This window comes from Variovorax sp. EL159 (genome assembly GCF_900100965.1).
In the GTDB taxonomy this organism is placed as follows: domain Bacteria; phylum Pseudomonadota; class Gammaproteobacteria; order Burkholderiales; family Burkholderiaceae_C; genus Variovorax.
In genome coordinates, this window is record NZ_FMUJ01000001.1 from 1 (window position 1) to 22,667 (window position 22,667).

21 protein-coding genes are annotated in these 22,667 nt (G+C 67.6%); 7 read left to right on the forward strand and 14 right to left on the reverse strand.

Annotated elements, in window-relative coordinates; translation table 11 throughout:
• On the forward strand, window positions 1-329 hold a 329-nt coding region (locus BLQ28_RS00005; RefSeq protein ID WP_143012392.1), incomplete at its 5' end, for a ShlB/FhaC/HecB family hemolysin secretion/activation protein.
• Window positions 330-425: 96 nt separating this feature from the next.
• Here BLQ28_RS00005 and BLQ28_RS00010 read toward each other — a convergent pair.
• The 7 genes from BLQ28_RS00010 to BLQ28_RS33180 form a co-directional block, all read right to left on the reverse strand.
• Window positions 426-1,871 (reverse strand): efflux transporter outer membrane subunit, encoded by a 1,446-nt coding sequence (locus tag BLQ28_RS00010; RefSeq protein WP_093236525.1) that lies wholly within the window; start codon window positions 1,869-1,871, stop codon window positions 426-428.
• A complete protein-coding gene (locus BLQ28_RS00015; RefSeq protein ID WP_093236526.1) occupies window positions 1,871-5,050 on the reverse strand; it encodes an efflux RND transporter permease subunit in 3,180 nt (1,059 codons plus the stop codon). Before BLQ28_RS00015 ends, BLQ28_RS00010 begins: the two co-directional genes overlap by 1 nt.
• A gap of 9 nt (window positions 5,051-5,059) precedes the next feature.
• Window positions 5,060-6,292: an efflux RND transporter periplasmic adaptor subunit gene (locus BLQ28_RS00020; protein ID WP_093236527.1), complete on the reverse strand. Its 1,233-nt coding sequence runs from the start codon at window positions 6,290-6,292 to the stop codon at window positions 5,060-5,062.
• A 141-nt stretch (window positions 6,293-6,433) separates the two neighbouring features.
• On the reverse strand, window positions 6,434-7,105 hold the full coding sequence (locus BLQ28_RS00025) for a methyltransferase family protein (RefSeq protein ID WP_093236528.1): 672 nt from the start codon (window positions 7,103-7,105) through the stop codon (window positions 6,434-6,436).
• 156 nt (window positions 7,106-7,261) lie between these two features.
• Window positions 7,262-8,740, reverse strand: a complete 1,479-nt coding sequence (locus BLQ28_RS00030) for a rhomboid family protein (RefSeq protein WP_093236529.1) — start codon at window positions 8,738-8,740, stop codon at window positions 7,262-7,264.
• 22 nt (window positions 8,741-8,762) lie between these two features.
• Window positions 8,763-10,160 carry an argininosuccinate lyase gene (gene argH / locus BLQ28_RS00035; RefSeq protein ID WP_093236530.1) on the reverse strand — a complete coding sequence of 466 codons (1,398 nt, stop codon included), beginning with the start codon at window positions 10,158-10,160 and terminating at the stop codon, window positions 8,763-8,765.
• A gap of 31 nt (window positions 10,161-10,191) precedes the next feature.
• Entirely contained in the window at window positions 10,192-10,377 is a 186-nt protein-coding gene (locus BLQ28_RS33180; RefSeq protein WP_256327191.1) for a hypothetical protein, read from the reverse strand.
• Between BLQ28_RS33180 and BLQ28_RS00040 the strand changes: the two genes are divergently transcribed.
• Genes BLQ28_RS00040 through BLQ28_RS00050 form a run of 3 tightly spaced genes read left to right on the forward strand, consistent with a single transcriptional unit; the run spans window position 10,352 to window position 13,391 of the window.
• Window positions 10,352-11,293: a sensor histidine kinase gene (locus tag BLQ28_RS00040; RefSeq protein ID WP_371126572.1), complete on the forward strand. Its 942-nt coding sequence runs from the start codon at window positions 10,352-10,354 to the stop codon at window positions 11,291-11,293. The two genes, BLQ28_RS33180 and BLQ28_RS00040, sit on opposite strands and share 26 nt — an antisense overlap.
• Window positions 11,290-12,036 (forward strand): LytR/AlgR family response regulator transcription factor, encoded by a 747-nt coding sequence (locus BLQ28_RS00045; RefSeq protein ID WP_093236531.1) that lies wholly within the window; start codon window positions 11,290-11,292, stop codon window positions 12,034-12,036. Before BLQ28_RS00040 ends, BLQ28_RS00045 begins: the two co-directional genes overlap by 4 nt.
• Window positions 12,033-13,391 (forward strand): AI-2E family transporter, encoded by a 1,359-nt coding sequence (locus BLQ28_RS00050; RefSeq protein ID WP_093236532.1) that lies wholly within the window; start codon window positions 12,033-12,035, stop codon window positions 13,389-13,391. The genes BLQ28_RS00045 and BLQ28_RS00050 overlap by 4 nt, the downstream gene beginning before the upstream one ends.
• A 3-nt stretch (window positions 13,392-13,394) precedes the next feature.
• Here the strand turns inward: BLQ28_RS00050 and BLQ28_RS00055 are convergent, their stop codons facing one another.
• Entirely contained in the window at window positions 13,395-13,976 is a 582-nt protein-coding gene (locus BLQ28_RS00055; protein ID WP_093236533.1) for a TetR/AcrR family transcriptional regulator, read from the reverse strand.
• A gap of 113 nt (window positions 13,977-14,089) precedes the next feature.
• Between BLQ28_RS00055 and BLQ28_RS00060 the strand changes: the two genes are divergently transcribed.
• Window positions 14,090-14,542, forward strand: coding sequence for a tautomerase family protein (locus tag BLQ28_RS00060; protein WP_143012393.1), 453 nt, complete (start codon window positions 14,090-14,092; stop codon window positions 14,540-14,542).
• Between the two features lie 28 nt (window positions 14,543-14,570).
• Here the strand turns inward: BLQ28_RS00060 and BLQ28_RS00065 are convergent, their stop codons facing one another.
• Complete coding sequence (locus tag BLQ28_RS00065) at window positions 14,571-15,077, reverse strand: winged helix-turn-helix transcriptional regulator (protein ID WP_093236535.1); 507 nt, start codon at window positions 15,075-15,077, stop codon at window positions 14,571-14,573.
• Window positions 15,078-15,266: 189 nt separating this feature from the next.
• Here BLQ28_RS00065 and BLQ28_RS00070 point away from each other — a divergent pair, with 189 nt between their 5' ends.
• Window positions 15,267-15,659, forward strand: coding sequence for a tautomerase family protein (locus BLQ28_RS00070; RefSeq protein ID WP_093236536.1), 393 nt, complete (start codon window positions 15,267-15,269; stop codon window positions 15,657-15,659).
• Here the strand turns inward: BLQ28_RS00070 and BLQ28_RS00075 are convergent.
• Window positions 15,653-16,903 carry an MFS transporter gene (locus BLQ28_RS00075; RefSeq protein ID WP_093236537.1) on the reverse strand — a complete coding sequence of 417 codons (1,251 nt, stop codon included), beginning with the start codon at window positions 16,901-16,903 and terminating at the stop codon, window positions 15,653-15,655. The genes BLQ28_RS00070 and BLQ28_RS00075 overlap by 7 nt on opposite strands.
• 8 nt (window positions 16,904-16,911) lie before the next feature.
• Complete coding sequence (locus BLQ28_RS00080; RefSeq protein WP_093236538.1) at window positions 16,912-17,445, reverse strand: GNAT family N-acetyltransferase; 534 nt, start codon at window positions 17,443-17,445, stop codon at window positions 16,912-16,914.
• Window positions 17,446-17,493: 48 nt separating this feature from the next.
• Between BLQ28_RS00080 and BLQ28_RS00085 the strand changes: the two genes are divergently transcribed.
• Window positions 17,494-18,417, forward strand: coding sequence for a LysR family transcriptional regulator (locus tag BLQ28_RS00085; RefSeq protein WP_093236539.1), 924 nt, complete (start codon window positions 17,494-17,496; stop codon window positions 18,415-18,417).
• 53 nt (window positions 18,418-18,470) lie between these two features.
• On the opposite strand, the gene BLQ28_RS00090 is transcribed toward BLQ28_RS00085, so the two are convergent.
• The 3 genes from BLQ28_RS00090 to BLQ28_RS00100 all read right to left on the reverse strand — a co-directional run bounded on the left by BLQ28_RS00090 (window position 18,471) and on the right by BLQ28_RS00100 (window position 22,504).
• On the reverse strand, window positions 18,471-19,709 hold the full coding sequence (locus tag BLQ28_RS00090) for an MFS transporter (protein WP_093236540.1): 1,239 nt from the start codon (window positions 19,707-19,709) through the stop codon (window positions 18,471-18,473).
• A gap of 225 nt (window positions 19,710-19,934) precedes the next feature.
• Window positions 19,935-20,474, reverse strand: a complete 540-nt coding sequence (locus tag BLQ28_RS00095) for a hypothetical protein (protein ID WP_093236541.1) — start codon at window positions 20,472-20,474, stop codon at window positions 19,935-19,937.
• A gap of 98 nt (window positions 20,475-20,572) precedes the next feature.
• Window positions 20,573-22,504, reverse strand: coding sequence for a DUF3857 domain-containing protein (locus tag BLQ28_RS00100; protein ID WP_176800971.1), 1,932 nt, complete (start codon window positions 22,502-22,504; stop codon window positions 20,573-20,575).
• Window positions 22,505-22,667 lie beyond the last annotated feature (163 nt).

The following is a 22,667-nucleotide window of genomic DNA, read 5'->3' on the forward strand; positions in this document are numbered from 1 at the left end:
GCTTTGCCATCGGCGGGCGCTACACGGTGCGTGGCTTCGATGGCGAGACGAGCCTGTTGGGTGAGCGTGGCTGGCTGCTGCGCAATGACATCGGCTGGGCGATGGGCCAGAGCGGCGCGGAGCTTTATGTAGGCATGGACTATGGCCGCGTGGGCGGTCGCTCCACCGTCAATCTTCTGGGGCGAAGCCTGGCGGGTGCTGTCATCGGTGTGCGGGGGCAGTGGACCAAGCTGAGCTACGACTTCTTCGTCGGCGCGCCTATCAGCAAGCCCGAGGGCTATCGCACGGCGAAGGTCACGTTGGGTTTCAACCTCAACGCGAGCTTCTGAAACTCTCCTCGGACTCCTTCCTGGCTGCAATGCCAGCGCAGGGGGAATTCAGGAGGAGCGCGCAGCACAGCGAGCTCGCGCAAGAACGACGGCGCCTCACCCGTCCTTCCACCCCCCACCCAACGCCTTGTAGATCGTCAACCGATTGGTCTGCTCCGTGAGCTGCAAGCCAATCAACGTCTGCTGCGCCGCGTAGTACGCGCGTTGCGCATCGAGCACATCGAGATAACTGCTCGCGCCGCTCTTGAACAGCGACTGCGACAGCTCGAAGCTTCGCGAGGTGGCGTCCAGCAGCGAGCGTTGCGCATCGAGCCGTTCGGCCAGCGTGCGGCGTTCGGCGAGCGCATCGGCCACTTCGCGGAACGCGGTCTGCACGGTCTTCTCGTAGGTCGCGAGCTGGATCTTCTGCTGCGTCTCGGCCACGCGCAGGTTCGCGCGGTTGGCGCCGCCGTCGAAGATCGGCACGCTGATCGAGGGCGCGAAGCTCCATGCCTTGCTGCCGCCCGCGAACAAACCCGAGAGATTGCTGCTGGCCGTGCCGGCCGATGCGGTGAGCGCGATGCGCGGGAAGAACGCAGCGCGCGCTGCGCCGATGTCGGCGTTGCTGGCGCGCAGTGCGTGTTCGGCGGCGCGAACGTCGGGGCGCTGCTGGAGCACGTCCGACGACAGGCCGGCCGGTGGCACCAGCAGTTGCGCGGCTGCAGCCGTATCGGTGGCCGTTGCCGAGGCGGCCGGCACCGGCAGCAGTTCGGCCGGCGGTGTGGTCCCGACCAGCAAGGCCAGCGCGTTGCGGGCCTGCTCGACCTGGCTGTCGAATGCCGCGGCATCCGCGCGCGCGGCATCGACGGTGCTCTGAGATTGCGCCAGCGCCAGGCCCGATTGCGAACCCAGCGCGTGGCTGCGCTGGATCAGCTCGAAGGATTTGCGCTGGCTGTCGAGCGTGCTGCGCGCGAGTTGCAGACGCTGCTCGTCGGCGGCGAGTTGCAGCCATGCGGTGGCCACGGCGGCGACCAGGCTGATCTGCGTGCTGTGCCGGGTCTCCTCGGTCTGGAAGTAGCTCTGCAGCGCGGATTCGCTCAGGTTGCGTACGCGCCCGAACAGGTCGAGTTCGTAGCTCGTCAGGCCGAGGTCGGCGGTGTACTGCGAGGCATAACGCGCCTCGCCGTTGGTCGACAGGCTGCCCGGCGTGCGTGAGCGGCTGCCGCCCGCGCCGGCCTCGACGGTCGGGAGCAGGCCGGCGCGCGCGATGCCGTACTGGGCCCGCGCGCGTTCGATGTTGAGCGCGGCCACGCGCAGGTCGCGGTTGTTGGCAAGCGCGAGTTCGACCACGCCCCGCAGGCGCGGGTCGACGAAGAAGTCGCGCCAGGCGACGTCGAGCGGCGTGGCTGTCTCGACGCCAGCGGAGGGCAGAGTTTGTGGGACGGGGGCGGCCGGCTTTTCGTAAGCGGGCGCGAGATTCACGCAACCCGCGAGCACGACGGAGGTCATGGCCGCGCAGGCCAATGCGCGCAGGGGAAAGCGGGGCAGGGCAGCGCGCACCATCAGTGGCCTCCCTGCTCGGCGGCCGGAGTGGGCAGCGGTCCCACTGCCTCGTCGGGCACGGCAGGCTTGCGCCGCCCCTGCAGCCATCCGCGAATCAACGCGAAGAACAGCGGCACGAAGAAGATGCCCAGCGCCGTTCCGACCACCATGCCGCCCAGCACCGCGGTGCCGATCGACTGACGGCCACCCGCGCCGGCACCGGTGCCGATGGCCAGCGGCAGCACGCCGAAGCCGAAGGCCAGCGAGGTCATCAAGATCGGCCGCAGGCGCAGCCGCACCGCCATCAGCGTGGCCTCGATCACGCTCTTGCCTTGCTCCTGCAACTGCTTGGCGAACTCGACGATCAGGATGGCGTTCTTCGACGACAGCCCCACGGTGGTGAGCAAGCCGACCTGGAAGTACACGTCGTTGCTCAGGCCCCGGAAGCTGGTGAACATCAGCGCGCCGACGATGCCCAGCGGCACCACCAGGATCACCGAGAACGGCACCGACCAGCTTTCGTACAAGGCCGCGAGGCAGAGGAACACGAACAGGATCGAGATGGCGTAGAGCATCGGTGCCTGCGCGCCCGACAACCGTTCCTGGAACGATGCGCCGGTCCATTCGTAGCCGATGCCGGAGGGCATCTGCTTCATCACTTCGTCCACCGCGGCCATGGCGTCGCCCGAACTCACGCCCGGCGCGGCATCGCCCACGAACTCGTAGCTTGGGCTGCCGTTGTAGCGCTGCAGTTGCGGTGAGCCATAGGTCCAGCGTGAGCTGGAGAAGGCCGGAAAAGGCACCATCTGGCCGAGGCTGTTGCGCACGCTCCAGCGGTCGATGTCGGCGGGCAGCATGCGAAAGGCGGTGTCGCCCTGCATGTACACGCGCTTGACGCGGCCGTTGTCGAGGAAGTCGTTGATGTAGGTGCCGCCCATCGCGCTGGAGAGCGTGCTGTCGATGTCGGCGGTGGCCAGGCTTGCCGCGCCGGCGCGGGCGTCGTCGATGTCCACCGCGAACTGCGGCGTGTCGTCCAGGTTGTTGCTGCGCACGTTCGCCACCTCGGGGCGCTTCGACAGCAGGTCGATGAGCTGGTCGCGTGCCTTCACCAATGCATCGTGGCCCAGGCCGTTGATGTCCTTCAGGTGAAAGTTGAAGCCCGCGTTGGCGCCGAGCCCGCGCACTGCCGGCGGCAGCAGCACGAAGATGCGCGCGTCGCGAATGGCCGACAGCTCCTTGTTGGCGCGCCGCGCCAGCGCCGCGGCCGACTGGCCGTCGCCTTCGCGCTCGGCCCAGTCCCTGAGCTTGACGAAGGCACGCGCCGAACTCTGGTCGCCGTTCTGCCCGGTGATGACGTTCACGCTCAGCACTTCGGGCTGCTTGGTGAAGTAGTCCTGCATCTGCGTGACCACCGGCTGCAGCCGCGCGTCCGATGCGCCCGGCGGCAGCGTCACCTGCACCTGCAGGAAGGCCTGGTCTTCATCGGGCAGGAAGGAGGTGGGCAGCCGCATGAACAGCAGCGCCATCACCGCCGCGATCAGCAGGTACACCACGAGGCTGCGCTTGCCGCGCCGGATGATGCCGCCCACCACGCCCTGGTAGCGGTCGGCGCCCTTGTCGAAGTTGCGGTTGAAGCCCGCGAAGAAGCGGTCGACCGCACCCAGTACGCCGCGGCGGGCCACCGCATGCTGGCCCTTGGCGACAGGCTTGAGCAGCGTCGCGCACAGCGCCGGCGTGAGCGTGAGCGCCACGAACACCGACAGCGCCATGGCCGAGACGATGGTGATCGAGAACTGCCGGTAGATCACACCGGTCGAGCCGCCGAAGAAGGCCATCGGGATGAACACCGCCGACAGCACCAGCGCAATGCCGACCAGCGCCGGCGTGATCTCGGCCATCGATTTGCGCGTAGCCTCCTTGGGCGAGAGGCCTTCCTCGTGCATCACACGCTCGACGTTCTCCACCACCACGATGGCGTCGTCCACCAGCAGGCCGATGGCTAGCACCATGCCGAACATGGTGAGCGTGTTGATCGAGTAGCCCGCGATCGACAGCACGCCGAAGGTACCCAGCAGCACCACCGGCACGGCAATGGCCGGGATCAGCGTGGCGCGGAAGTTCTGCAGAAAGACATACATCACCAGCACGACCAGCAGCATGGCCTCGGCCAGCGCCTTCACCACTTCGTCGATGGACGCGCTGACGAAGGGCGTGGTGTCGTAGCTCACGAAGGTCTGCAACTGGTTCGGAAAGAGCGGCTGCAGCTCTGCGACCTTGGCCTTGACGGCTTCGGCCACCTGCACCGCATTGGCGCCGTCGGCCAGCACAACGCCCAAGCCGGCGCCGGGGCGGCCGCCGAGTTGCGAGCGCACGGTGAGGTTCTCGGCGCCGAGTTCGACACGGGCCACGTCCTTCAGGCGCACCACGGCGCCGTCGGGCGTGGCGCGCAGCACCACGTTCTCGAACTGCTCGGCCGTCTGCAGCTTGCTGCGCGCGGTGATGGTGGCGTTGAGCTGTTGCTGTGCGGTGGCCGGCAGCGCGCCGAGCTGGCCGGCCGACACCTGTGCGTTCTGCGCGGTGATGGCGTTGCCCACGTCCGAAGGCATCAGCGCGTACTTGCGCAGCTTGTCGGGGTCGAGCCACAGGCGCATGGCGTAGCCGGTGCCCAGCGTCTGCACTTCGCCCACGCCGTCGATGCGGCTGATGACGTCGACCAGGTTGCTGCTGATGTAGTCGCCCACGTCCACGGCCGACGCACTGCCGTCGCCCGAGTACATCGAGACGATCATCAGGAAGTCGTTGCCACCCTTGGTGACGGTGACGCCGCGGCTTTGCACCTGCTGCGGCAGGCGCGACATGGCCTGCTGCAGCTTGTTCTGCACCTGCATCTGGGCCACGTCGATGTTGGTGCCCGCGTTGAAGGTGAGCGACAGGCGCGCAACGCCCGACGAGTTGCTGGTCGACTGCATGTACAGGAGGTTGTCCAGCCCCTTCATCTGCTGCTCGATGACCTGCGTGACCGAGTCTTCGACCGTCTTGGCCGAGGCGCCGGTGTAGGTGGCGTTGATGGACACGCGCGGCGGCGCGATGTCGGGGTATTGCTCCAGCGGCAGCGTGCGGATGGCCATCAGCCCGGCGAGCATGACGACGATGGAGAGCACCCACGCGAAGATGGGGCGGTCGATGAAGAACTGGGCCATGGCGGGGCCTCAGCGCGCCACGGGGTTGCTGGCGGCATCGGCCGCATCGGGTTGGGCGCTGGCCACGGGGCTGGCGGCGGCCGTGGCCCCGAGGTCGACCACCTTCACCTTCTCGCCGACCTTCACGCGCTGCGAGCCTTCCATCATCACGCGGTCGCCGGCGGCCAGCCCGTCGAGCACCTGCCAGCGCGTGCCGACCGCGCGGCCGATGTTGACCGGGCGCTTCGCGACCTTGTTGTCGGCATCGATCACCAGGGCCGAGGCGCTGCCGTCGGGCGCGCGCGTCACGGCCTGTTGCGGCACCAGCAGGGCGGCGGCGTTCGTGCCTTCCTGCAGCACGGCGCGCACGTACATGCCGGGCATCAGCAGCTTGTCGGGGTTGGGCACCACCGCGCGCAGGGTGACGCTGCCGGTGCCGGCATCGACCGTCACGCCGCTGAAGGTGAGGCGGCCCGCGTGCGGATACTCGCTGCCGTCTTCCAACAACAGCCGGATGCGGGCTTCGGCATCGCTCGCGCGCTGCAGCCGGCCGCTGGCCAGCTCGCGCTTCAGGCGAAGCAGCTCGCTGCTCGACTGGGTGACGTGCACGTGGATCGGGTCGAGCTGCTGCACGGTGGTGAGCGCGGCGGCCTGGTTGGCGGTGACTAGCGCGCCGGGCGTCACGCTCGACAGCTCGGCCCAGCCGGTGATCGGCGAGGTGATGCGCGTGTAGCCAAGCTGGATGCGCGCGGTCTGCTCGGCCGCGCGCGCCACGCCCAGGTCGGCTTCGGCCTGCTGCTCGGTGGCCTGGGTTTCGTCGAACACCTGGCGGCTGATGGCGTCGATCTTCACCAGCTCGGCGTTGCGCTTTGCCACGGTGCGCGCCGTCGCCAGGGCCGACTCGGCCTTGCGCACGCTGGCTTGCGCGCTGGCGTGCGCCGCCTGCAGCGAGGCCGGATCGAGCTGGTAGAGCACCTGGCCGGCCTTGACCTGCGAGCCTTCGGTAAAGAGCCGTGCCTTGAGGATGCCGCCGACCTGCGGGCGGATCTCGGCGATGACCGGCGCCGCGGTGCGGCCGGGCAGCTCGGTGCTCAGGGCCAGCGCTTCGTGTTTCAGGGTGACGGCGCCAACTTCCTTTTCTGGTGCGGCGGTGGCCTTTGCGGTGCCTGGCGTTTCCACGCTGGTGCGTGAACAACCTGCAAGCGCGGCGATGGCCAGGGCCGTGAGGAGCAAGGCGAAGCGGGAGGTGGTTTGGTCAGGCATCAGACAGGAAATTGAAGTAGCGAAAGCCCCAGATGGAGCGAACGCGTGCCTTCAAGTTCAACGCTGCGCGAATGACGCGGCCGGCTTTACACGCGCGTTACCGTACGCGCGGTGCCTCGGGCGGGGGCGCGGAGGCCCTGCCTAGACCACGAAGGGAATCAGCCGCTTGGGCACCCGGCTCATGTAGGCGCGGTATTCGGCGGACTGCATCAGCACCTTTTCCTCGTTCACCATCCGTGCGAACTGGAAGAGGTAGAGCACCGTCAGCAGCAGCAGATTCCACAGCGAAAAGACGTTGAGCAGGAATCCGAGGTGCGTGATCAGATAGCCCAAATAGATCGGGTGCCGCACGAGCCCGTAAGGCCCCTTGGTCACCACGCCGCGGATGGCCGGCAGCAAGCCGAAGTTGCGTCCCAGGTAGATCTTGGCGCTGATCTGCAGCAGCATCCCCGCGACCATCACCGTCTCGGAGATCCACACCGGCACCAGCTTGTCGCCAGCATCGAGCTGGATGAACAGGAAGTAGAAGGTGGCGACGGTGGTCGAGATCACCGTCGAGAAAGAGAACACGCGTGTCTTCGTCATCTTGGAGAAGATCACGAGCGCGACGATCAGGGTCTCCGAGATCAGCAGCGTGGTCAGGACGATGCTCGGATGCCGCAGCTCGACCCGGACCACCCGGTACACGAAGATTGACAGCGCCAGCGCGGCCAGCACCCGCATGAACAGGTCGAGCGCCACGTCCTTCGTGCTCATTTCGCTCCCTGGCTCCGGCGTCTGCGCGCGCTTGTTGTCTTCCTCTTCTTCCCGCATGAGGCGATCCTCCTGCCGGCAGTGGCCGGCTTGTTTCTTGTGACTGGTTTACACCAGGATTCGCGACTTCGAGGTCACGCCCCTATTGTGTGCGCTGTCAAAAGGCTGCTTGCGGGTTTTTGGGGCCCGGTGCTTCGGCGGCCCGGGCCTTCGCCGTCAGGCGCGCTGCAGTGCGCGCGTCACCATGTCGTTGGGCGCAAGCCGCAGCAGATGCGGCAGCAGGCCGATGGCCTTGTCGCGTTCGCCCGCATGCAGCAAGCCGTTGGCGCACACCGAGAGGGTGTTGGCCAGCTCGGGATGCTCGGGCGCGGTCTTCAGCAGGATGCGGCACAGCCTGTCTGCGTCCTCGAACTGGCGGATGCGCACGAAGCGGCGCGCCAGGCGGGCGATGTCTTCGGGCTTCAGGCGCACGCCGGGGCGGGCCTGCTCGAGGTAGGTCGTGAAGCTCGCGTGCTGCAGGGCCAGCGTGTCGGCGTCGGTGGCGGGCAGGCGGAAGATGCTGCGCGCGGCGCGGTGGAAGTCGTCGCTCGCGGGTTGCAGGCGCGCGGTGTTGAACCAGGCGCGTAGCGTGTCGATGTCGCCGGGGCGCAGGGCGGCTGCGGCGCGCCATTCGGTGCAGGCGCTCTCGAACTTCATCGCGGCGGCCAGCTTGCGGGCGGCGGCCACGTGCTGGTCGAAGCGGTCGTCGTCGTTCACCATTTCCGACTTGACGGTTTCGGGCGTCTTCACGCGGTGCAGCAGCGTGGCGCCGGCCATCAGCGCGGCACCGGTGAGCAGGCCGCCGAGGTGCGCCATGTAGGCGATGCCCTGGCCGCCGAGCCAGTGCTGCATCAGCTCGTTGATGATCCATGCCGGCAGCAGCAGAAGGGCCGGCGCGGTCACGTAGTTGAAATAGAAGAACAGCTGGTAGAAAAAGCGGATGCGCCGCAGCCGGTACATCACCGCGTACATGCCCATCAGCGCCGAGATCGCGCCCGAGGCGCCCAGGCCGTAGCTGCCCTTGCCCGCATAGGCCCAGCCGGCCAGCGCGGAGGCGCCGACGGCGCCGAGCAGATAGAACGTGAGGTAGGTGCCGCGGCCCAGCGCCAGCTCGACCGAGAAGCCGAACAGGAACAAGAAGAGCATGTTGCCCAGCAGATGCCCCGTGCTGCCATGCAGGAAGGCGGCGGTGATCCAGGTCCAGGGCTTGAACTCGGCGTCCTTGCCGTAGTCCTGTGCCCAGCGCTCGGTGAAGGGCGCGGGCAGCATCGTCTCGTAGTGCTGGCGGTCGCGCTTCCACTCGGTGTACTGCGGATTCGCCGGCGTGATGACTTCGTCGGCCTGCAGCTTCTGCAGGAATTTCTTCTCGTGCTGAAGGCCTTCGAGCAGCTGCGGATAGGTGTCCTCATCCGCCAGCATGCGGCGGGCCATCTTGCCGCGCTTGGGGTCCGTCTTTTCGAGCCATTCCACGAACGGCGGCAGCTCCAGCTGGGGCAGCGCGCTCGTCGTGTAGTAGCGGGCGGCGCGTTCGCGCCCGTTCTCTTCGCTGCGCTGCGGCCCCCAGAACACGAGCATGTTCAAGAGGATCAGCAGCACCGTCATCCACGGTGGGTTGCGCCAGCTCGGTTTGTTTTCGAGCGGGATGGCGTAGAACACGGTGCGGCTGTCGCTGAGACGCTCAGCCCAGGCGTGCCCGGTGGCGCGCCACTTGCGCCTTCACCTGCGCCGGCGCGGTGCCGCCCAGGATGTTGCGTGCATTGAGCGAGCCGCGCAGGCTCAGCACGTCGTACACGTCCTTCTCGATGCTCGGGTTGAACTGCTGCAGCACCGCCAGCGGCAGCTCCGCCAGGTCGACCTTGTGCGAGGTGGCGGCCTTCACGGCGTGCGCCACGGTTTCGTGCGCGTCGCGGAAGGGCAGGCCCTTCTTCACGAGGTAGTCGGCCAGGTCGGTGGCGGTGGCGTAGCCGCGCAGGGCCGCGGCCTCCATCGCCTCGGGCTTGACGGTGATGCCGCCGATCATCTCGGCAAAGATGCGCAGGGTGTCCTTGAGCGTGTCGACGGTGTCGAACAGCGGCTCCTTGTCTTCCTGGTTGTCCTTGTTGTAGGCCAGCGGCTGGCCCTTCATGAGCGTGATGAGCGCCATCAGGTGGCCGACCACGCGGCCGGTCTTGCCGCGGGCCAACTCGGGCACGTCGGGGTTTTTCTTCTGCGGCATGATCGACGAGCCCGTGGTGAAGCGGTCGGCGATCTGGATGAAGCCGAAGTTCTGGCTCATCCACAGGATCAGCTCTTCGCTCATGCGGCTGATGTGCACCATGCACAGGCTGGCGGCGGCGGTGAATTCGATCGCGAAGTCGCGGTCGCTCACGGCATCCAGGCTGTTCTGGCACACGCCGTCCATGCTCAGAGTCTTGGCGACCAGCTCGCGGTCGAGCGGGTAGCTGGTGCCGGCGAGGGCAGCGGCACCCAGCGGCAGGCGGTTGACGCGGCGGCGCACCTCGCCCATGCGTTCGGCGTCGCGGCTGAACATTTCCACGTACGCCAGCATGTGGTGGCCGAAGCTCACCGGCTGCGCCACCTGCAGGTGGGTGAAGCCGGGCAGGATCACGTCGACGTTCTTCTCGGCGATGCTCACCAGCTCTTTCTGCAGCTCGACCAGCAGGTCGCCGATCAGGTCGATCTCGCCGCGCAGCCACAGGCGCACGTCGGTGGCCACCTGGTCGTTGCGGCTGCGGCCGGTGTGCAGGCGCTTGCCGGCGTCGCCGACCAGCTGGGTCAGGCGGGCCTCGATGTTCAGGTGCACGTCTTCGAGGTCGAGCTTCCACTCGAAGGCGCCGGATTCGATTTCGGTACGGATCTGCGCCATCCCGCGTTCGATCGCGGCGTGGTCCTGCACGCTGATGATCCCTTGCGCGGCGAGCATGCCGGCGTGCGCCAGCGAGCCCTGGATGTCGGCCTGCCAGAGGCGCTTGTCGAAGAAGACGCTGGAGGTGTAGCGCTTCACCAGGTCGCTCATTGGTTCGGAGAACAGGGCCGACCAGGCTTCGGATTTCTTGTCGAGTTGGTTTTGGGTCATGGGAGCCGTCCAGGAGGCAATAATGGGTTGGTCACCCGATGTAACTGATGTCTGTGATGCGCAACCCGGCGATTTTATCGGCCAGCTCTACAACCACGTCCCCGGCATCGTCGGAAAGGGCCCGTTCGGCCGCGCGCGGCGAGCCCTCGCTGTTCGACGCCTGCCGGATCGGCGTGGTGCTGCGCACCGTGGTGTTCGTCGAGGCGGTGGTGGCCATCGCGACGCTGTTCGTGGTGGCCACGCCCTCCGAATGGCTGGTGCAGACGGCCACCGTCACCGGCGGCGCCTTGCCGGCGACGCTGCTGTGGCTGGTCGCGACCTGCGGCCTCAAGAAGCCGCTGCGGCGCCTGCCGCGCCAGTGGCAATACGCGGCCGGCGCCACGCTGGGTGCGGTCGCCTCTCTTTATGGCTGCGGCCTGCTGCGGCTGACAGGCGTGCTGTCCGATGCGCCGTGGCTCGCCAGCGCGCTGGCCGGCGCTCTTTTTGCGGGGCTGGTGATGGCGGCGATGGTGCTGCGCGCGCGCGGGCAGACGCCCGCCGCGACCACGGCCCGGCTCGAAGAACTGCAATCGCGCATCCGCCCGCACTTTCTGTTCAACACGCTCAACAGCGCCATTGCGCTGGTGCGCGAGGAACCGGCCAAGGCCGAGACCATGCTCGAAGACCTGGCCGAGCTGTTTCGCCAGGCGCTGGCCGACCCGGGCGAATCGGGCACGCTGGCCGACGAGATCGCGTTGGCCGAGCGCTACCTGGCCATCGAGCAGGTGCGCTTCGGCGACCGCCTGCGCATCCGCTGGGACCTCGATGCCGCCGCCAGCAACGCGCGCCTGCCGCCGCTGCTGCTGCAGCCGCTGGTCGAGAACGCCATCAAGCACGGCGTGGAACCCAGCCCCGAGGGCGCCAAGCTGCGCATCCGCACCGAGCGGCGCGGTTCCATGGTGGAGATCGAGGTGGTCAACAGCCTGCCGCCGCTGCGCTGGGCCGACGAGCCGCTGCCGCGCGGCCACGGCATCGCGCTGGCCAATGTGCGAGACCGTCTGCGCCTGTTGCACGACATGCAGATGCAGTTCAGCGCCGGCATGGACCAGAAGAACTACCGGGTGCGCATTGCCATCCCCGCCGAATCATCATGAGCCTCAAGACCCTGATCGTTGACGACGAAGCCCTGGCGCGCTCGCGCATGCGCACGCTGCTGCGCGACTGCACCTCGCCCGCCGCCGAAGTGGTGGCCGAGGCTTCGCAAGGCGCGGAGGCGCAGCAGCACCTGGCCACGATGGCGCTCGACCTCGTGCTGCTCGACGTGCACATGCCGGGCGTCGATGGCATCGAGGTGGCGCGTGCGCTGCGCAGTCGGGCCGATGCGCCGGCCGTGGTGTTCGTCACCGCGCATGCCGCCCACGCGGTGACGGCCTTCGAGCTCGACGCGGTCGACTACCTGACCAAGCCGGTGCGGGCCGAGCGCCTGCAGCAGGCCTTGCAGAAAGCCGAGCGCTTTCTCAAGGAGCGCCGCGCGATGCAGGCCGAGGCCGCGCCCGAGAGCGTGCTGATCCAGGACCGGGGCCGGGCCGAGCGCGTGCCGCTGTCCGAAGTGCTCTACCTGAAGTCCGAATACAAGTACCTCACCGTGCGCACCGCCACGCGCAGCCACATCCTCGACGGCTCGCTCAACGAGTTCGAGGAGCGCTATCCGAACCGCTTCCTGCGGGTGCACCGCAACGCACTGGTGGCGCGTTCGGCGATCCGCGCATTGGAGAAATACGACGACGGCGAGGACGCCGAAGGCTGGGCCCTGCGGCTCGATGCGATTCCCGAACCCGTGGCGGTGTCGCGGCGCCAACTGGCCGCCGTGCGCGAAGTGCTGAAGGAAGCGCGATGACCGAAGAAACCCACGCACCTTCCGGCAAGCCGCCGGTTGCGGATGCGCCGCAACCCACGCCCGAGCCGCCTCCCGAATCACCGTCCGAATCACCGTCCGAGTCACCGTCCGAGTCACCGTCCGAGTCACCGTCCGAGTCACCGTCCGCCGAGCCTCCGCAGCCAACCGCTGGCGAGCCTGCTTCCGCGCCTGACCCCGAATCCGAACCCGAGGACACGCCCGCAGCGAAGCCGCGCGCACGGGCACGCGAGCGCCTGCTGCTGCACATGCCAGTCGACGTGCGCAGCGCCTCGCTGGTGGTGCTCGCCGTGCTGGCCACCGTCTTCGCCTTGCAGTGGGGGCAGGCCGTCTTCATTCCGCTGATGCTGAGCCTGCTGCTCACCTATGCGCTGTCGCCGCTGGTCGACATGCTGCATCGCTGGAAGCTGCCGCGCTGGATTGCCGCGGCGGTGATCCTGCTGGGCCTGTTCGGCGGCCTGGGATGGACGGGCTATTCGCTGTCGGGCAACGCCTCGCAGTTGCTCGATTCGTTGCCGGTGGCCGCGCAGAAGCTGGGGCAGGCGATGCGCCGCGACAAGAGCGCGAGCGCCACGCCGCTCGAAAGCGTGCAGCAGGCGGCCGCGCAGCTCGAGAAGGCCGCCGAGGAAAACTCCGCGCGCGTCGCGGCGCGCAAGGGCGTGGCCCGCGTCGTCATCGAGCGGCCGGGCTTCAACGTGCGCGACTACCTGCTCAGCGGCACCGTCGGCCTGCTGAACGCGTTGGGGCAACTCACGCTGGTGGCCTTCCTGACCTACTTCGCGCTGTGCTCGGGCGACACCTTCCGCCGCAAGCTCATCAAGATCACAGGGTCGAGCCTGCAACGAAAGAAGGTCACCGTGCACGTGCTGGACGACATCACGCGCAACATCGAGCGCTACCTGCTGGTGCAGATCCTCGTGAGCGCATTGGTGGGCGTGGCGACCGGGCTGGCGTTCTGGATCATCGGGGTCGAGAACGCGGCCGTGTGGGGAATCATCGCGGGCGTGACCAACCTCATTCCCTACATCGGCTCGGTGATCGTGCTGGTGGCGGCGGGGCTCGTGGCCTTCCTGCAGTTCAACAGCCTGCAGATGGGCATCGTGGTCGCCGGCGTGTCGCTGGCCATCCATACCCTCATCGGCAACCTGCTGATGCCCTGGCTCACCAGCCGCACCAGCCGCATGAACCCGGTGGCGGTGTTCGTGGGCGTGATCTTCTGGGGCTGGCTCTGGGGCATCTGGGGCCTGCTGCTGGGCATCCCGATCACGATGGTGATCAAGTCGATCTGCGATCGGGTGGAAGACCTGCAGCCCATCGGCGAGCTGCTGGGGGAATAAGGCTCAGCCGAGCAGCGCCTTCAGTTCGTCGGCGGCGGCCTTGAGGATTTCCCGCGAGAGCGCTTCGTCGTTCACCGCGCGCGACAGCGACACCGCTCCGACCAGTGAAGACAGCGCCGCGATGGCCTTCGCGCGCTTTTCCTTCGATTTTTCCGCCGCCGCCAGGCTGGCCAGCAGGTCGAGGTACGTGTTCACCTCCTGCGTGTAGGCCGTGCGCGTGCGCTCGTTGCCGCGGGCCACGTCGCCTGCCAGCGTGGTCACGGCGCAGCTTGAGGCCAGCGCGTCCCGGTGCGCGGTGCTCAGGTAGGCGTCGACCAGCCGGGCCGCCACGACAGGGCGGCTCGCCTTGGACGCGGCCACGGCCTCGACGGCGCGGCCACCGTCGCTCAAGGCGCGTTCGACCGCTTCGGCCACCAGTTCGTCGCGCGAGGCGAAGTGACGGTAGAAGCCGCCATGCGTCAGGCCCGCGTCCTTCATGAGTTCGGCCACGCCCACGCCATCGACGCCAGCCTCGCGGAAACGCGCAGCCGCCGTTTGCACGATGCGCGCGTGGCTTTCTTCCTTGTTCGCTTTTGAATGGCCCATGGGCGTGAAAAGTCCTCGGTCGTGTGCTTGACGATCAGGATTATGTTCATCATCATCCCTGATGTGGATGATGGTCGTCATTCAGAATCAACAATCTCTTGCAGAAGCTTCCCATGCCCATGATCGATGTCTATGCTGCCGCAGACCTGTTTCCGGCCGGTGCCGAAACCGACCGCCAACTCGGCGAAGCACTCACGCTGGCGGTGCTTCGCGCCGAAGGCGTGGCCAAGCCCGGCCCCTTCCACCTGGACAACACGGCTGCGTACATCCATCGCATGCCGGCATCGGCGGTGCAGACCGCCACCACTGCGCAGGCCCGCACGGTGCGTGTGCAGATCATCACGCCGCCGGGCTCGCTGAGCCGCGAGGGGCAAAAGCAGATCACGAAGGAAGCCACCGAGATCGTCACGAAGCTGTCGGGCGACCCGAGCCAGGCTGCGCGGACCTGGGTGATCCTGACCGAGGCGGCTGAAGGCGGCTGGGGCATGTTCGGCACGGCCTTCGGCAAGGAAGAGTTCGCCGCGCTGGCCGCCAAGGCGAAGGCCGCTGCAGCCGCGGGCGGGTAGGCCGCGTCGCGCCTGAGGCTCCGTTCCGTCAGCGAGGGCTTGGCTTGGCGGCGGGCGGCTTCGCCTTGGTGCGCGATGCCGCCGCTTTCGCGGGCAGCTTCTTCACGAAGGTATCGGCCGCGTCCAGCGGCTGGCCGTCGCGTGTGCGCAGGTCGATCTTCTGCACCGGCTTGCCGCTTTCGCGCTCGAGCAGCACGGAGTGCGGCTCGCCCTTGGCATAGAGGTGCGCCTCGCCCCAATGGCGCAGGCCGACCACCACGGGGAAGAGGCCTTTGCCCTTCGGCGTGAGCACGTATTCCTGGTAGAGCGTGCCGTCCGATGCGGGCACGAGGTCGAGCACGCCTTCCTGCACCAAGGTCTTGAGCCGGTCTGCCAGGATGTTCTTGGCCACGCCCAGGCTTTGCTGGAATTCGCCAAAGCGCTTCATGCCGTCGAAGGCGTCGCGGATGATGAGCAGCGACCACTGGTCGCCCACGATCTCCAGCGACCGCGCCATCGGGCAGGCGTCGTCTTTCAGACTTTTTCTCCGGGCCATCCTCGTTCTTTCTTCCTTGCAAGGCACGCATGCCAACTGGTTGCAGGATTAGACCGCAATGGCGACGGGGTCGCAAAATAAAACCAGAATGACCACGATCTTTTTGGCCTGATCCGCTGATCCGCTGATCCGAAGCCCGGGCCCGATGGATTCATCCAGCCCGCACCGACCCTCGAAGAAAGCCCCGACATGCCCTACCTGCAGCTCGACGTGAACGGCCCGCACCCTGTGGCCGACAAGAAGCGCCTCGCGAAGAAACTTAGCGAAACCTACGCGCAGATGATGAGCGTCGACATCCGCCGCATCAGCATCGCCATCCGCGAACTGGGCGAGGGCGGCGTCTGGCGCATGGTGGACGGCGAGCCCGTCCCGGTGTCGGTGCTGATGTGCGACATCCGGCGCGGCCGCTCCGCCGAGCTGCGGCTCGAAGTGGCCAAGGCGCTGTGCAGCGACTGCATCGACATCCTGGGCCTGCGCGAAGACCGGCTCAACGTCGAGTTCACCCAGCACACCGGCGACGAGATGTACCACCCGACGCTCGGCGGCTACAGCCCCGAGTGGTCGGAAGGCGAAGCTCAGTGAGCCGGGCGCGCGCGGTGCAGCCGTGAGAAGCGCGCGATCATCCACGGCCCCATCAGCGCGCCCAGCCCGACCGAACTCCACGCCGCCGCCCAGCTGTGCGTGCTGCCCAGGCCGAAGCGCGTCTGGCCCCAGTCCAGCGCCAGGCCGAACACCCAGGGGCTGAGCGCGCCCGCGCCGAAGCCCATCACCGAGCGCACCGAATACGCAACGCCCAGGCGATGCGGCGCCACCACGTCGGCCAGCGCGGTCGAGTAGACCGACGAATCGGCGATGGCCAGCAGGTTGTAGATGGCCGCCGCCGCGGCCAGCAGCCACAGCGGCCAGGTCCACATCCAGCCGAACGTGAAAGACATGCAGAGGCTGGTGACGGTCGCGATCATCATGACCCGCGCGCGACCCAGCCGGTCCGACGCCGCGCCGCCCGCGATGCTGCCGAGCACGCTCACCAGGTGCGCGAAGGCCGCGAGCGCGATGCCCGCGCCCTGCCACGCGGCGGTGCCGCCCGACGAGGCGACCAGATAGGCCGGCAGCCAGGCCCACAGCGCCATCAGCTCCCAGCAGTGGAAGGCATAGGCCCAGTTGCCGGCCATCGCGGGCTTGTCGCGCACCGTGGCCGCCAGTGCGCTCCAGGTGCCTTCGCGGGCCGCTTGCGTGGGGCGTGAAGGCGGGCGCATGCGCCGCATGGCCTGTACCGTCAGCAAGGCACCCGCCACCGAACAGGCGGCGGCCACCAGCAGGCCGTGCCGCCAGTGTTGCGCGTGGCTGAAGGCCGCGACCACCGCGAGCGACACCGCATAGCCCATCGACGATGCACCGATGAAAAGCCCCATCGCGCGGCCGCGCACCGCAGGCTCGGCATTGCGCGCCAGCAGTTGCAGGCCCGGCGTGTACGAAGCTCCTGCGCACAACCCCGCCAATCCATACAGCAGCATCGCGGAACGGTGGTCGTGCGCGAAGAGCGCGAAGGCCAGCGCCGCCATCGCGCTGACGAAGCTGCCGCCGAAGAAGATGCGGTGCGGCCCGTAGCGGTCGGCCAGCAGGCCCACGGCGAACAGCGAGGTCATGTAGCCCACATGCCATGCGCTCTGGATCGAGCCGGCTTGCGCGGCCGACATCTGCCAGTCGGCCATCATGAAAGGCAGCACGCCGGAGTAGGCCGTGACGATCATGGCCTGCAGCAGCCGGCTCGCGCACAGCAGCGCGAGCCATCCGCGCAGGGGCGCGGTGGCGTTGTCGCTCGACATGGCGGGGCTCAGCGCAGCGCGCGCTGCATCAGCACCGTGTCGACCCACTGCCCGAACTTGAAGCCGACGTCGCGCAGCACGCCCACCCGCTCGAAGCCCAGGCTCTCGTGCAGGCGCTGCGAGCCGGCGTTGGCGCTGTTGCCGACCACCGCCACCATCTGCGTGAAGCCGCTGTCGGTGCAGCGCCGGATCACTTCGGCGAGCAGCGCCGTGCCGATGCCGTGGCCGTGCATGCCCTGCGCGACGTAGATCGAGTCTTCGACCGTGTGGCGGTAGGCGGAGCGGGCGCGGTAGGCGCTCGCATAGGCGTAGCCGGCCACCTCGCCGTTCTTCAGCGCGACGAGGTAGGGCATCCCGTTGCGCAGCGCGTCGTTGCGGCGCGACTGCATCTGCTCGACGGTGGGCACTTCTTCCTCGAAGGAGCACAGGTCGTGCAGCACATAGTGGCTGTAGATGGCCTGCACCGCAGGCATGTGATGCGCCCCGGCATCGAGGATTTCAACGGTGGCGACGGGTGTGACGGCGAGAGTTGGCGATGACATGCCCCTATCTTGACGAGGCCCTGTCGATAAGTGAAGCTTGGGCAACCTATGCAGGGCATAAGGAATACTTTGGAAAAGACACTGAACCTCGATCAGCTCAAGTCCTTCGGACTGGTGATCGAAACGGGCAGCTTCTCGGCCGCCGCCGACCGGCTCGGCGTGTCCCAGCCGGCGGTGAGCCTGCAGATCCGCCAACTGGAGCGCCGGCTCGGTGTGCGGCTGGTCGAACGGGTCGGCAAACGCGCCAGGGCCACGCCCGCCGGCATGGAGCTGCTGCGCCACGCCCATCACATCGAGACCGCGGTGGACAACGCCATCGACGCGCTGGCCGACCACGCGAGTGGCGTCACGGGCCGCGTGCGGCTGGGCACGGGCGCGACGGCCTGCCTGTACTTTCTGCCCGGCGTGCTGCGCGCATTGCGCGAGGCGTTTCCGGCACTGAGCGTCGTGGTCAGCACCGGCAACACCGACGACCACGTGCGCAAGGTGGAAGAAAACAGCCTCGACCTCGCGCTGGTCACGCTGCCGGCGCCGGGGCGTTCATTGACGGTGATGCAGGTGCTCGACGATGCGTTCGTCGCCATCGGCCGCCACGACCTTGCGCCCCTGAAGGCGCGTGTGGCGCCGGCGGACCTGGGCGCCTTGCCGCTCGTGCTCTTCGAGCCCGCGGCCAACACGCGCAAGCTGGTCGACCGATGGTTTGCCGCCGAGGGCCTGCAGCCGCGGCCCGTGATGGAGCTGGGCAGCGTGGAGGCCATGAAGGAGATGGTGGCTGCGGGGCTGGGCTACGGCATCGTGCCCGCGATGTCGATGGTGGGGCGCGGTGCACACCCCGAGCTGAAGACCAGCCGCCTGAACCCTCGCATGCATCGCACGCTGGCCATCGTGATCCGGCGGGACAAGCCCGTCAGCAAGGCCTTGCGCGTGGTGCTCGATGCGATCGTGGCGGCCGGGAAGACCGGCCGCCACTGATTGATTGACTGATTGACTGGCGAGATCGGCAGCGGCTGGGCCGCCACCCGTCGTTATTCCGGAATGGCCGCCAGCGGTGCACCGCCGCGTGCACGGCCCAGCGTGCCGACGATCAGCGCCGCGATCAGCACCAGCACACCGCTGAGCACCATCGTGCTGGAGATGCCGTAGCTGTCGACCGTCAGGCCGCCGATCAGCGCGCCGGAGGCAATCGCCACCTGGAAGCCGGTCACCAGCAGGGCCTGGCCGGCTTCCTGCGCGTCGGGCACCGCTTCCATCATCCAGCCGGTGAGCGCCACCGGAATGAGACCGAAGGCCACGCCCCAGATCACGACCACGACGGCGCCGGACACCATGCCGGGGCCGACCAGGGTCGACAGCAGCAGGGCCGTCGCGAGCATCAGCGCCGCCAGCAGGGTGGTGCCGCGCACGCTGCGCGCCACCAGGCTGCCGCCCAGGAAGGTGCCGATGAAGCCAACCGCGCCATACACCAGCAGCAGCGTCGAGACCGCGTTGGCCGGCAGGCCGAACACCTGCTGCAGCAGCGGCTTCAGGTAGGTGTAGGCCGCGAAGTGGCCGGCGATGAAGAACAGCACCGCGAGCAGGCCGACCTGCGCCATGCGGCGCGTGAGCGGCGTCAGCAGGTCACGCGCACCGATCGCGCGCAGTGGCGGTATGGCGGGCAGCAGCCACAGCTGCACCAGCAGCACGATGGTCGCGAGCGCGCCCGTCACCGCGAACGACGCGCGCCAGCCGAACAGCGTGCCAAGGAGCGATCCGGCCGGCACGCCGAGCACCGTGGCGGCCGACACGCCCGCCAGCACCAGCGACATGGCGCGGGCCTGCGAGGCACGCGGCACCAGCTGGGTGGCCGCGGCCGGCGCGAAAGTCCAGAAACCGCCGACGGCCAGGCCGAGCAGCAGGCGCGCGACCAGCATCGTGCCGAAGTTCGGCGCAAAGGCCGCGAGCAGGTTCGAGGCAATCAGCAAGGTGGTGAGCGTGATCAGCACCGTGCGCCGGTCGAGCTTGCCCGAAGCCACGATCAATGCCGGGCCGGCGAAGGCGGCCAGCACGCCGGGCATGGTGACCATCAGGCCGGCCGTGCCGTCGGACACGTTGAGCCCGCGGGCGATGTCGGTCAGAAGGCCGATGGGCATGAACTCGGTCGAGACCATGGCGAAGGTACCGACGGCGATGGAGCTGACGGCAAGCCATGCGGAGCGCGAGGTGGGGGCCGGTGCAGCCGCCGTCACGTCGTCGATGCATGGATTGCTGCTGGGTGAATTCATCATGGAGATGCTTTCGTGAAGGGCATCGGCGGCACAGGCGCCAATGCTTTGTGAAGGGCATTGGAGTGTGCGAGCTGACGCCTGCGCGACAAAGGGGCCGGGCAGCAGTAGTCAGTTTCCTGACGGTTAACAATCGACCCCTTTGGTGTTGCCGCGCATCCCCGGACCACTGCAAGGGTGGCCATCGCCATCAGGCCGTGTGCGGGCTGCGGGCTTGCGCGCTGCGGCTCAGGTGATGACGGGGCGCGACTGCAGCGCCCGGCCATCGGCGATGAACGAATCGCCGATCAGCACGCGGAACTCCGCGCCATGGGGAAACTTCGGCTGTGCCATGGCCGGGGAGAGAAATTCGATCTCCAGCGCGTGGGGCAGCCCGCGCTCGAGCACCTCGCCCCGTGGCACGAGCCAGCGCGCCGAAAAGCCCTCGTTGTCGATCACCAGCGCGCAGCGGTATTCGCCAGCACCGATCGGCACGTCCTGCGAAGGCAGCGCCGGCTTGCGGAATTTCAGCTCGACCAGCAGGTGCGGCGTGAAAGCGCCCAGCGCATCGAAGCTCGGCGGCGCGGCCGGCGGTGCCCGGCGCGGCCGCTTGCTGACGAGCCACGCAATGACGTTGCCGATGATCGGCACCCACAGCACCATCAGCAGCGTGCCGATGTCGCGCGCGGTCGATCCCCGTTCCGCGTAGTGCCGCAGGAAGGCGCCACCCACGGCCACGCACAGAAGAATGATGACGATGAGTCGCCGGCGGAACTGGATGGTGGTCATGAAGGCGCGGGGGTGAGCGGGGGTAGAAGCGGCCCCGGACCTTAACCCACCCGCACCATCGCATCGGCCGGCAGCGCCCACGCGGGCCGAAGTGCTCGTCAGTAGAAGAGCTGAGTCCGCAGGTCGCGTGAAACCGTCGTGCCCAGCGCGCGCAACTTCTGATAGGTGTCCGGGTCGGCAACCGGCGCCGGCAGGTTGACTTCCAGAACACGCCGGACCGTCAGCGTGTTCCCGTCTTGCGCGTAGCTCGATTCGTAGTGGCCCACTGGGCTCTCCAGGGACAAGGGCTTGGGGAGCGTCTTGACCTTGATGGCTTCAGGAAGGGTCAGTACCGTGATCTCTTCGTGCCGGCCGCTTGCCACGACGGCGGGGAAATCGCGTCGGGGTTGCGCAGCGAGTTCGTCAACGGTCGAGCGAATGCTGCTGAAGCTTCCCAGGCCCGCGGGAATAGTCAACGCGCCAGGTCCCGGTTGTTGAATCTGGTTCGCCAGCGTGAACTGCGTCGAATACGAGAACGCGGACGACAAGTCGCGTGTGTCACCAAGAACGTAGGTGCCCGTCCCGCTCTGCCCCGTAAGAAGCAGCATGCGACTGGCCACCTGGGGCTCGGTCCCTTTCGGCATCAGGGCCGCGACCTGGCGGTTGAGCAACTCGAAGAGGCCAGTGGCCACGACCTTGCTCTTGCCTTCCATCCCTCCTTCGGCATCGATCGAGAGTTCCGTGTCGACGCGCACGGTGTCATGCGCGACGCTGCTCGGCGGAAGCGTGACCACCTTTGCGACACCATGGCCGTCGTCCGTGATCAGTGCCGGCTTGCCGCGTTCCACAAGCGGCAAGACACCAAAAGGAGCGATGCGCGCGGTCGAATCCACGAAGAGATCGAATTCGGGAAGATAGGTGATCGCATGGTTGAAGGCTCCTGGCGTGACCGCGACCTTGGGCAAGGCGTACACCGCGCCGAGATTGACCAGCACAGGGCTGCTCTTGATGCCTTTGGCCGCGAGCAACGCTTCCAGCAGGGTCACGTGATCCTTGCAGTCACCGTACTTGATCTGTGCAATTGTTTCGGCCTCGTGTGGAACCACGCCACCCGCGCCGAGAAAGATCGCGACGTAACGCACGTCCTTGCTGACCCATTGGTACAGGGCTTGTGCCTGTGTGCGCCGGTCCTCGATTCCCTTGGTGAGTTCGTCGGCCAGTTTGCGGATGGCTGGCGTGACCTCGGCCTTGGGCCTGGCGCGTTCGAGGTAGGCCTTCCCGGCTGCTCCATAGTCGGCGAAGGTCGTGGCCGAAACGTGCGGGCTGAAATCGTAGGTGCTGACCGCCCCGGCCTCCGGCGCGTGGGCCGGGGCGTTGTTCAGGGTCCAGCGCCACATCTGGATGCCAGGCTGATCGGAGGCGACCTTGCCGCCTTCCAGTCCAACGGCATCGGTATGGAGGTCGAGCGATTCAGGTGCCCGTAGCGTGACCTTCGAAGACTGGATGTCCGAAGTCCGCGAGAACGTCTGCGACATCGAGAAGGCGCCTGGAAAAAGGGGCGTCCTCTGTGTCGTGCGCCAGCGCAGGGTCAGTACCGCACCAACTTCCGTCGCGGGGAACACGACCGTCTTGACCTTGGCGTCATCGAACATCGGTGCGCCTGCGCTCTGCGGGCTCTGTTGAAGCAGGATCTTGTCCGATGAGACATCGATCCGCCTGCCGTCCTTGGTGGTCGTGTAGGCCTCCAGCACCTCCAGCTCCTGCAGTGAAGTGCTGTAGCTCAGGGGGATCTGGCTGTTCTGTCTGACGCCCTGATCGTTGTTGAGGCGAATGCTTTCCGAGCGCTCGAAGGTGTAGGTGCCGTCGGAGCGCACGTCATAGCTCATGTCGTTGCGCAAGAAACTGAAGCCCGGTTCGTAGGCCTTGGCCACGCTCGGTTGCTGGGCCGCGGCGTGACCGGCCGCGGTGGCAAGGAGCAGCAATCCACAGGCCTGCCTGAGGCGAGCCCGCGTCTTGTGGGGGAGAAAAAGCCTCGGGGAACTGTTCAGCATGAACGGCTCCCCGGATCCGATGGGCGACATGCCGGAACGCTGGAGCTCAGCGTGGTGCGCAGACGATGGCTCATTTCATACCCCCTTGGCACTCGGGCCTGTTCTGAAAAGACACCCTGGCATGGAGCCGGCATCGCATCCTTGCGCACCGGCTCGGCGGCAC

Coding starts and splice junctions, on each gene's coding strand:
- BLQ28_RS00015 (WP_093236526.1), bottom strand. CDS start 5,050: ATGGCCCAGTTCTTCATCGACCGCCCCATCTTCGCGTGGGTGCTCTCC.
- BLQ28_RS00075 (WP_093236537.1), bottom strand. CDS start 16,903: ATGTCGAGCGACAACGCCACCGCGCCCCTGCGCGGATGGCTCGCGCTG.
- BLQ28_RS00020 (WP_093236527.1), bottom strand. CDS start 6,292: ATGCCTGACCAAACCACCTCCCGCTTCGCCTTGCTCCTCACGGCCCTG.
- BLQ28_RS00085 (WP_093236539.1), top strand. CDS start 17,494: ATGCAGGGCATAAGGAATACTTTGGAAAAGACACTGAACCTCGATCAG.
- BLQ28_RS00080 (WP_093236538.1), bottom strand. CDS start 17,445: ATGTCATCGCCAACTCTCGCCGTCACACCCGTCGCCACCGTTGAAATC.
- BLQ28_RS00010 (WP_093236525.1), bottom strand. CDS start 1,871: ATGGTGCGCGCTGCCCTGCCCCGCTTTCCCCTGCGCGCATTGGCCTGC.
- BLQ28_RS00050 (WP_093236532.1), top strand. CDS start 12,033: ATGACCGAAGAAACCCACGCACCTTCCGGCAAGCCGCCGGTTGCGGAT.
- BLQ28_RS00060 (WP_143012393.1), top strand. CDS start 14,090: ATGCCCATGATCGATGTCTATGCTGCCGCAGACCTGTTTCCGGCCGGT.
- BLQ28_RS33180 (WP_256327191.1), bottom strand. CDS start 10,377: ATGGCCACCACCGCCTCGACGAACACCACGGTGCGCAGCACCACGCCG.
- BLQ28_RS00070 (WP_093236536.1), top strand. CDS start 15,267: ATGCCCTACCTGCAGCTCGACGTGAACGGCCCGCACCCTGTGGCCGAC.
- argH (WP_093236530.1), bottom strand. CDS start 10,160: ATGACCCAAAACCAACTCGACAAGAAATCCGAAGCCTGGTCGGCCCTG.
- BLQ28_RS00095 (WP_093236541.1), bottom strand. CDS start 20,474: ATGACCACCATCCAGTTCCGCCGGCGACTCATCGTCATCATTCTTCTG.
- BLQ28_RS00090 (WP_093236540.1), bottom strand. CDS start 19,709: ATGATGAATTCACCCAGCAGCAATCCATGCATCGACGACGTGACGGCG.
- BLQ28_RS00065 (WP_093236535.1), bottom strand. CDS start 15,077: ATGGCCCGGAGAAAAAGTCTGAAAGACGACGCCTGCCCGATGGCGCGG.
- BLQ28_RS00055 (WP_093236533.1), bottom strand. CDS start 13,976: ATGGGCCATTCAAAAGCGAACAAGGAAGAAAGCCACGCGCGCATCGTG.
- BLQ28_RS00045 (WP_093236531.1), top strand. CDS start 11,290: ATGAGCCTCAAGACCCTGATCGTTGACGACGAAGCCCTGGCGCGCTCG.
- BLQ28_RS00025 (WP_093236528.1), bottom strand. CDS start 7,105: ATGCGGGAAGAAGAGGAAGACAACAAGCGCGCGCAGACGCCGGAGCCA.
- BLQ28_RS00100 (WP_176800971.1), bottom strand. CDS start 22,504: ATGCTGAACAGTTCCCCGAGGCTTTTTCTCCCCCACAAGACGCGGGCT.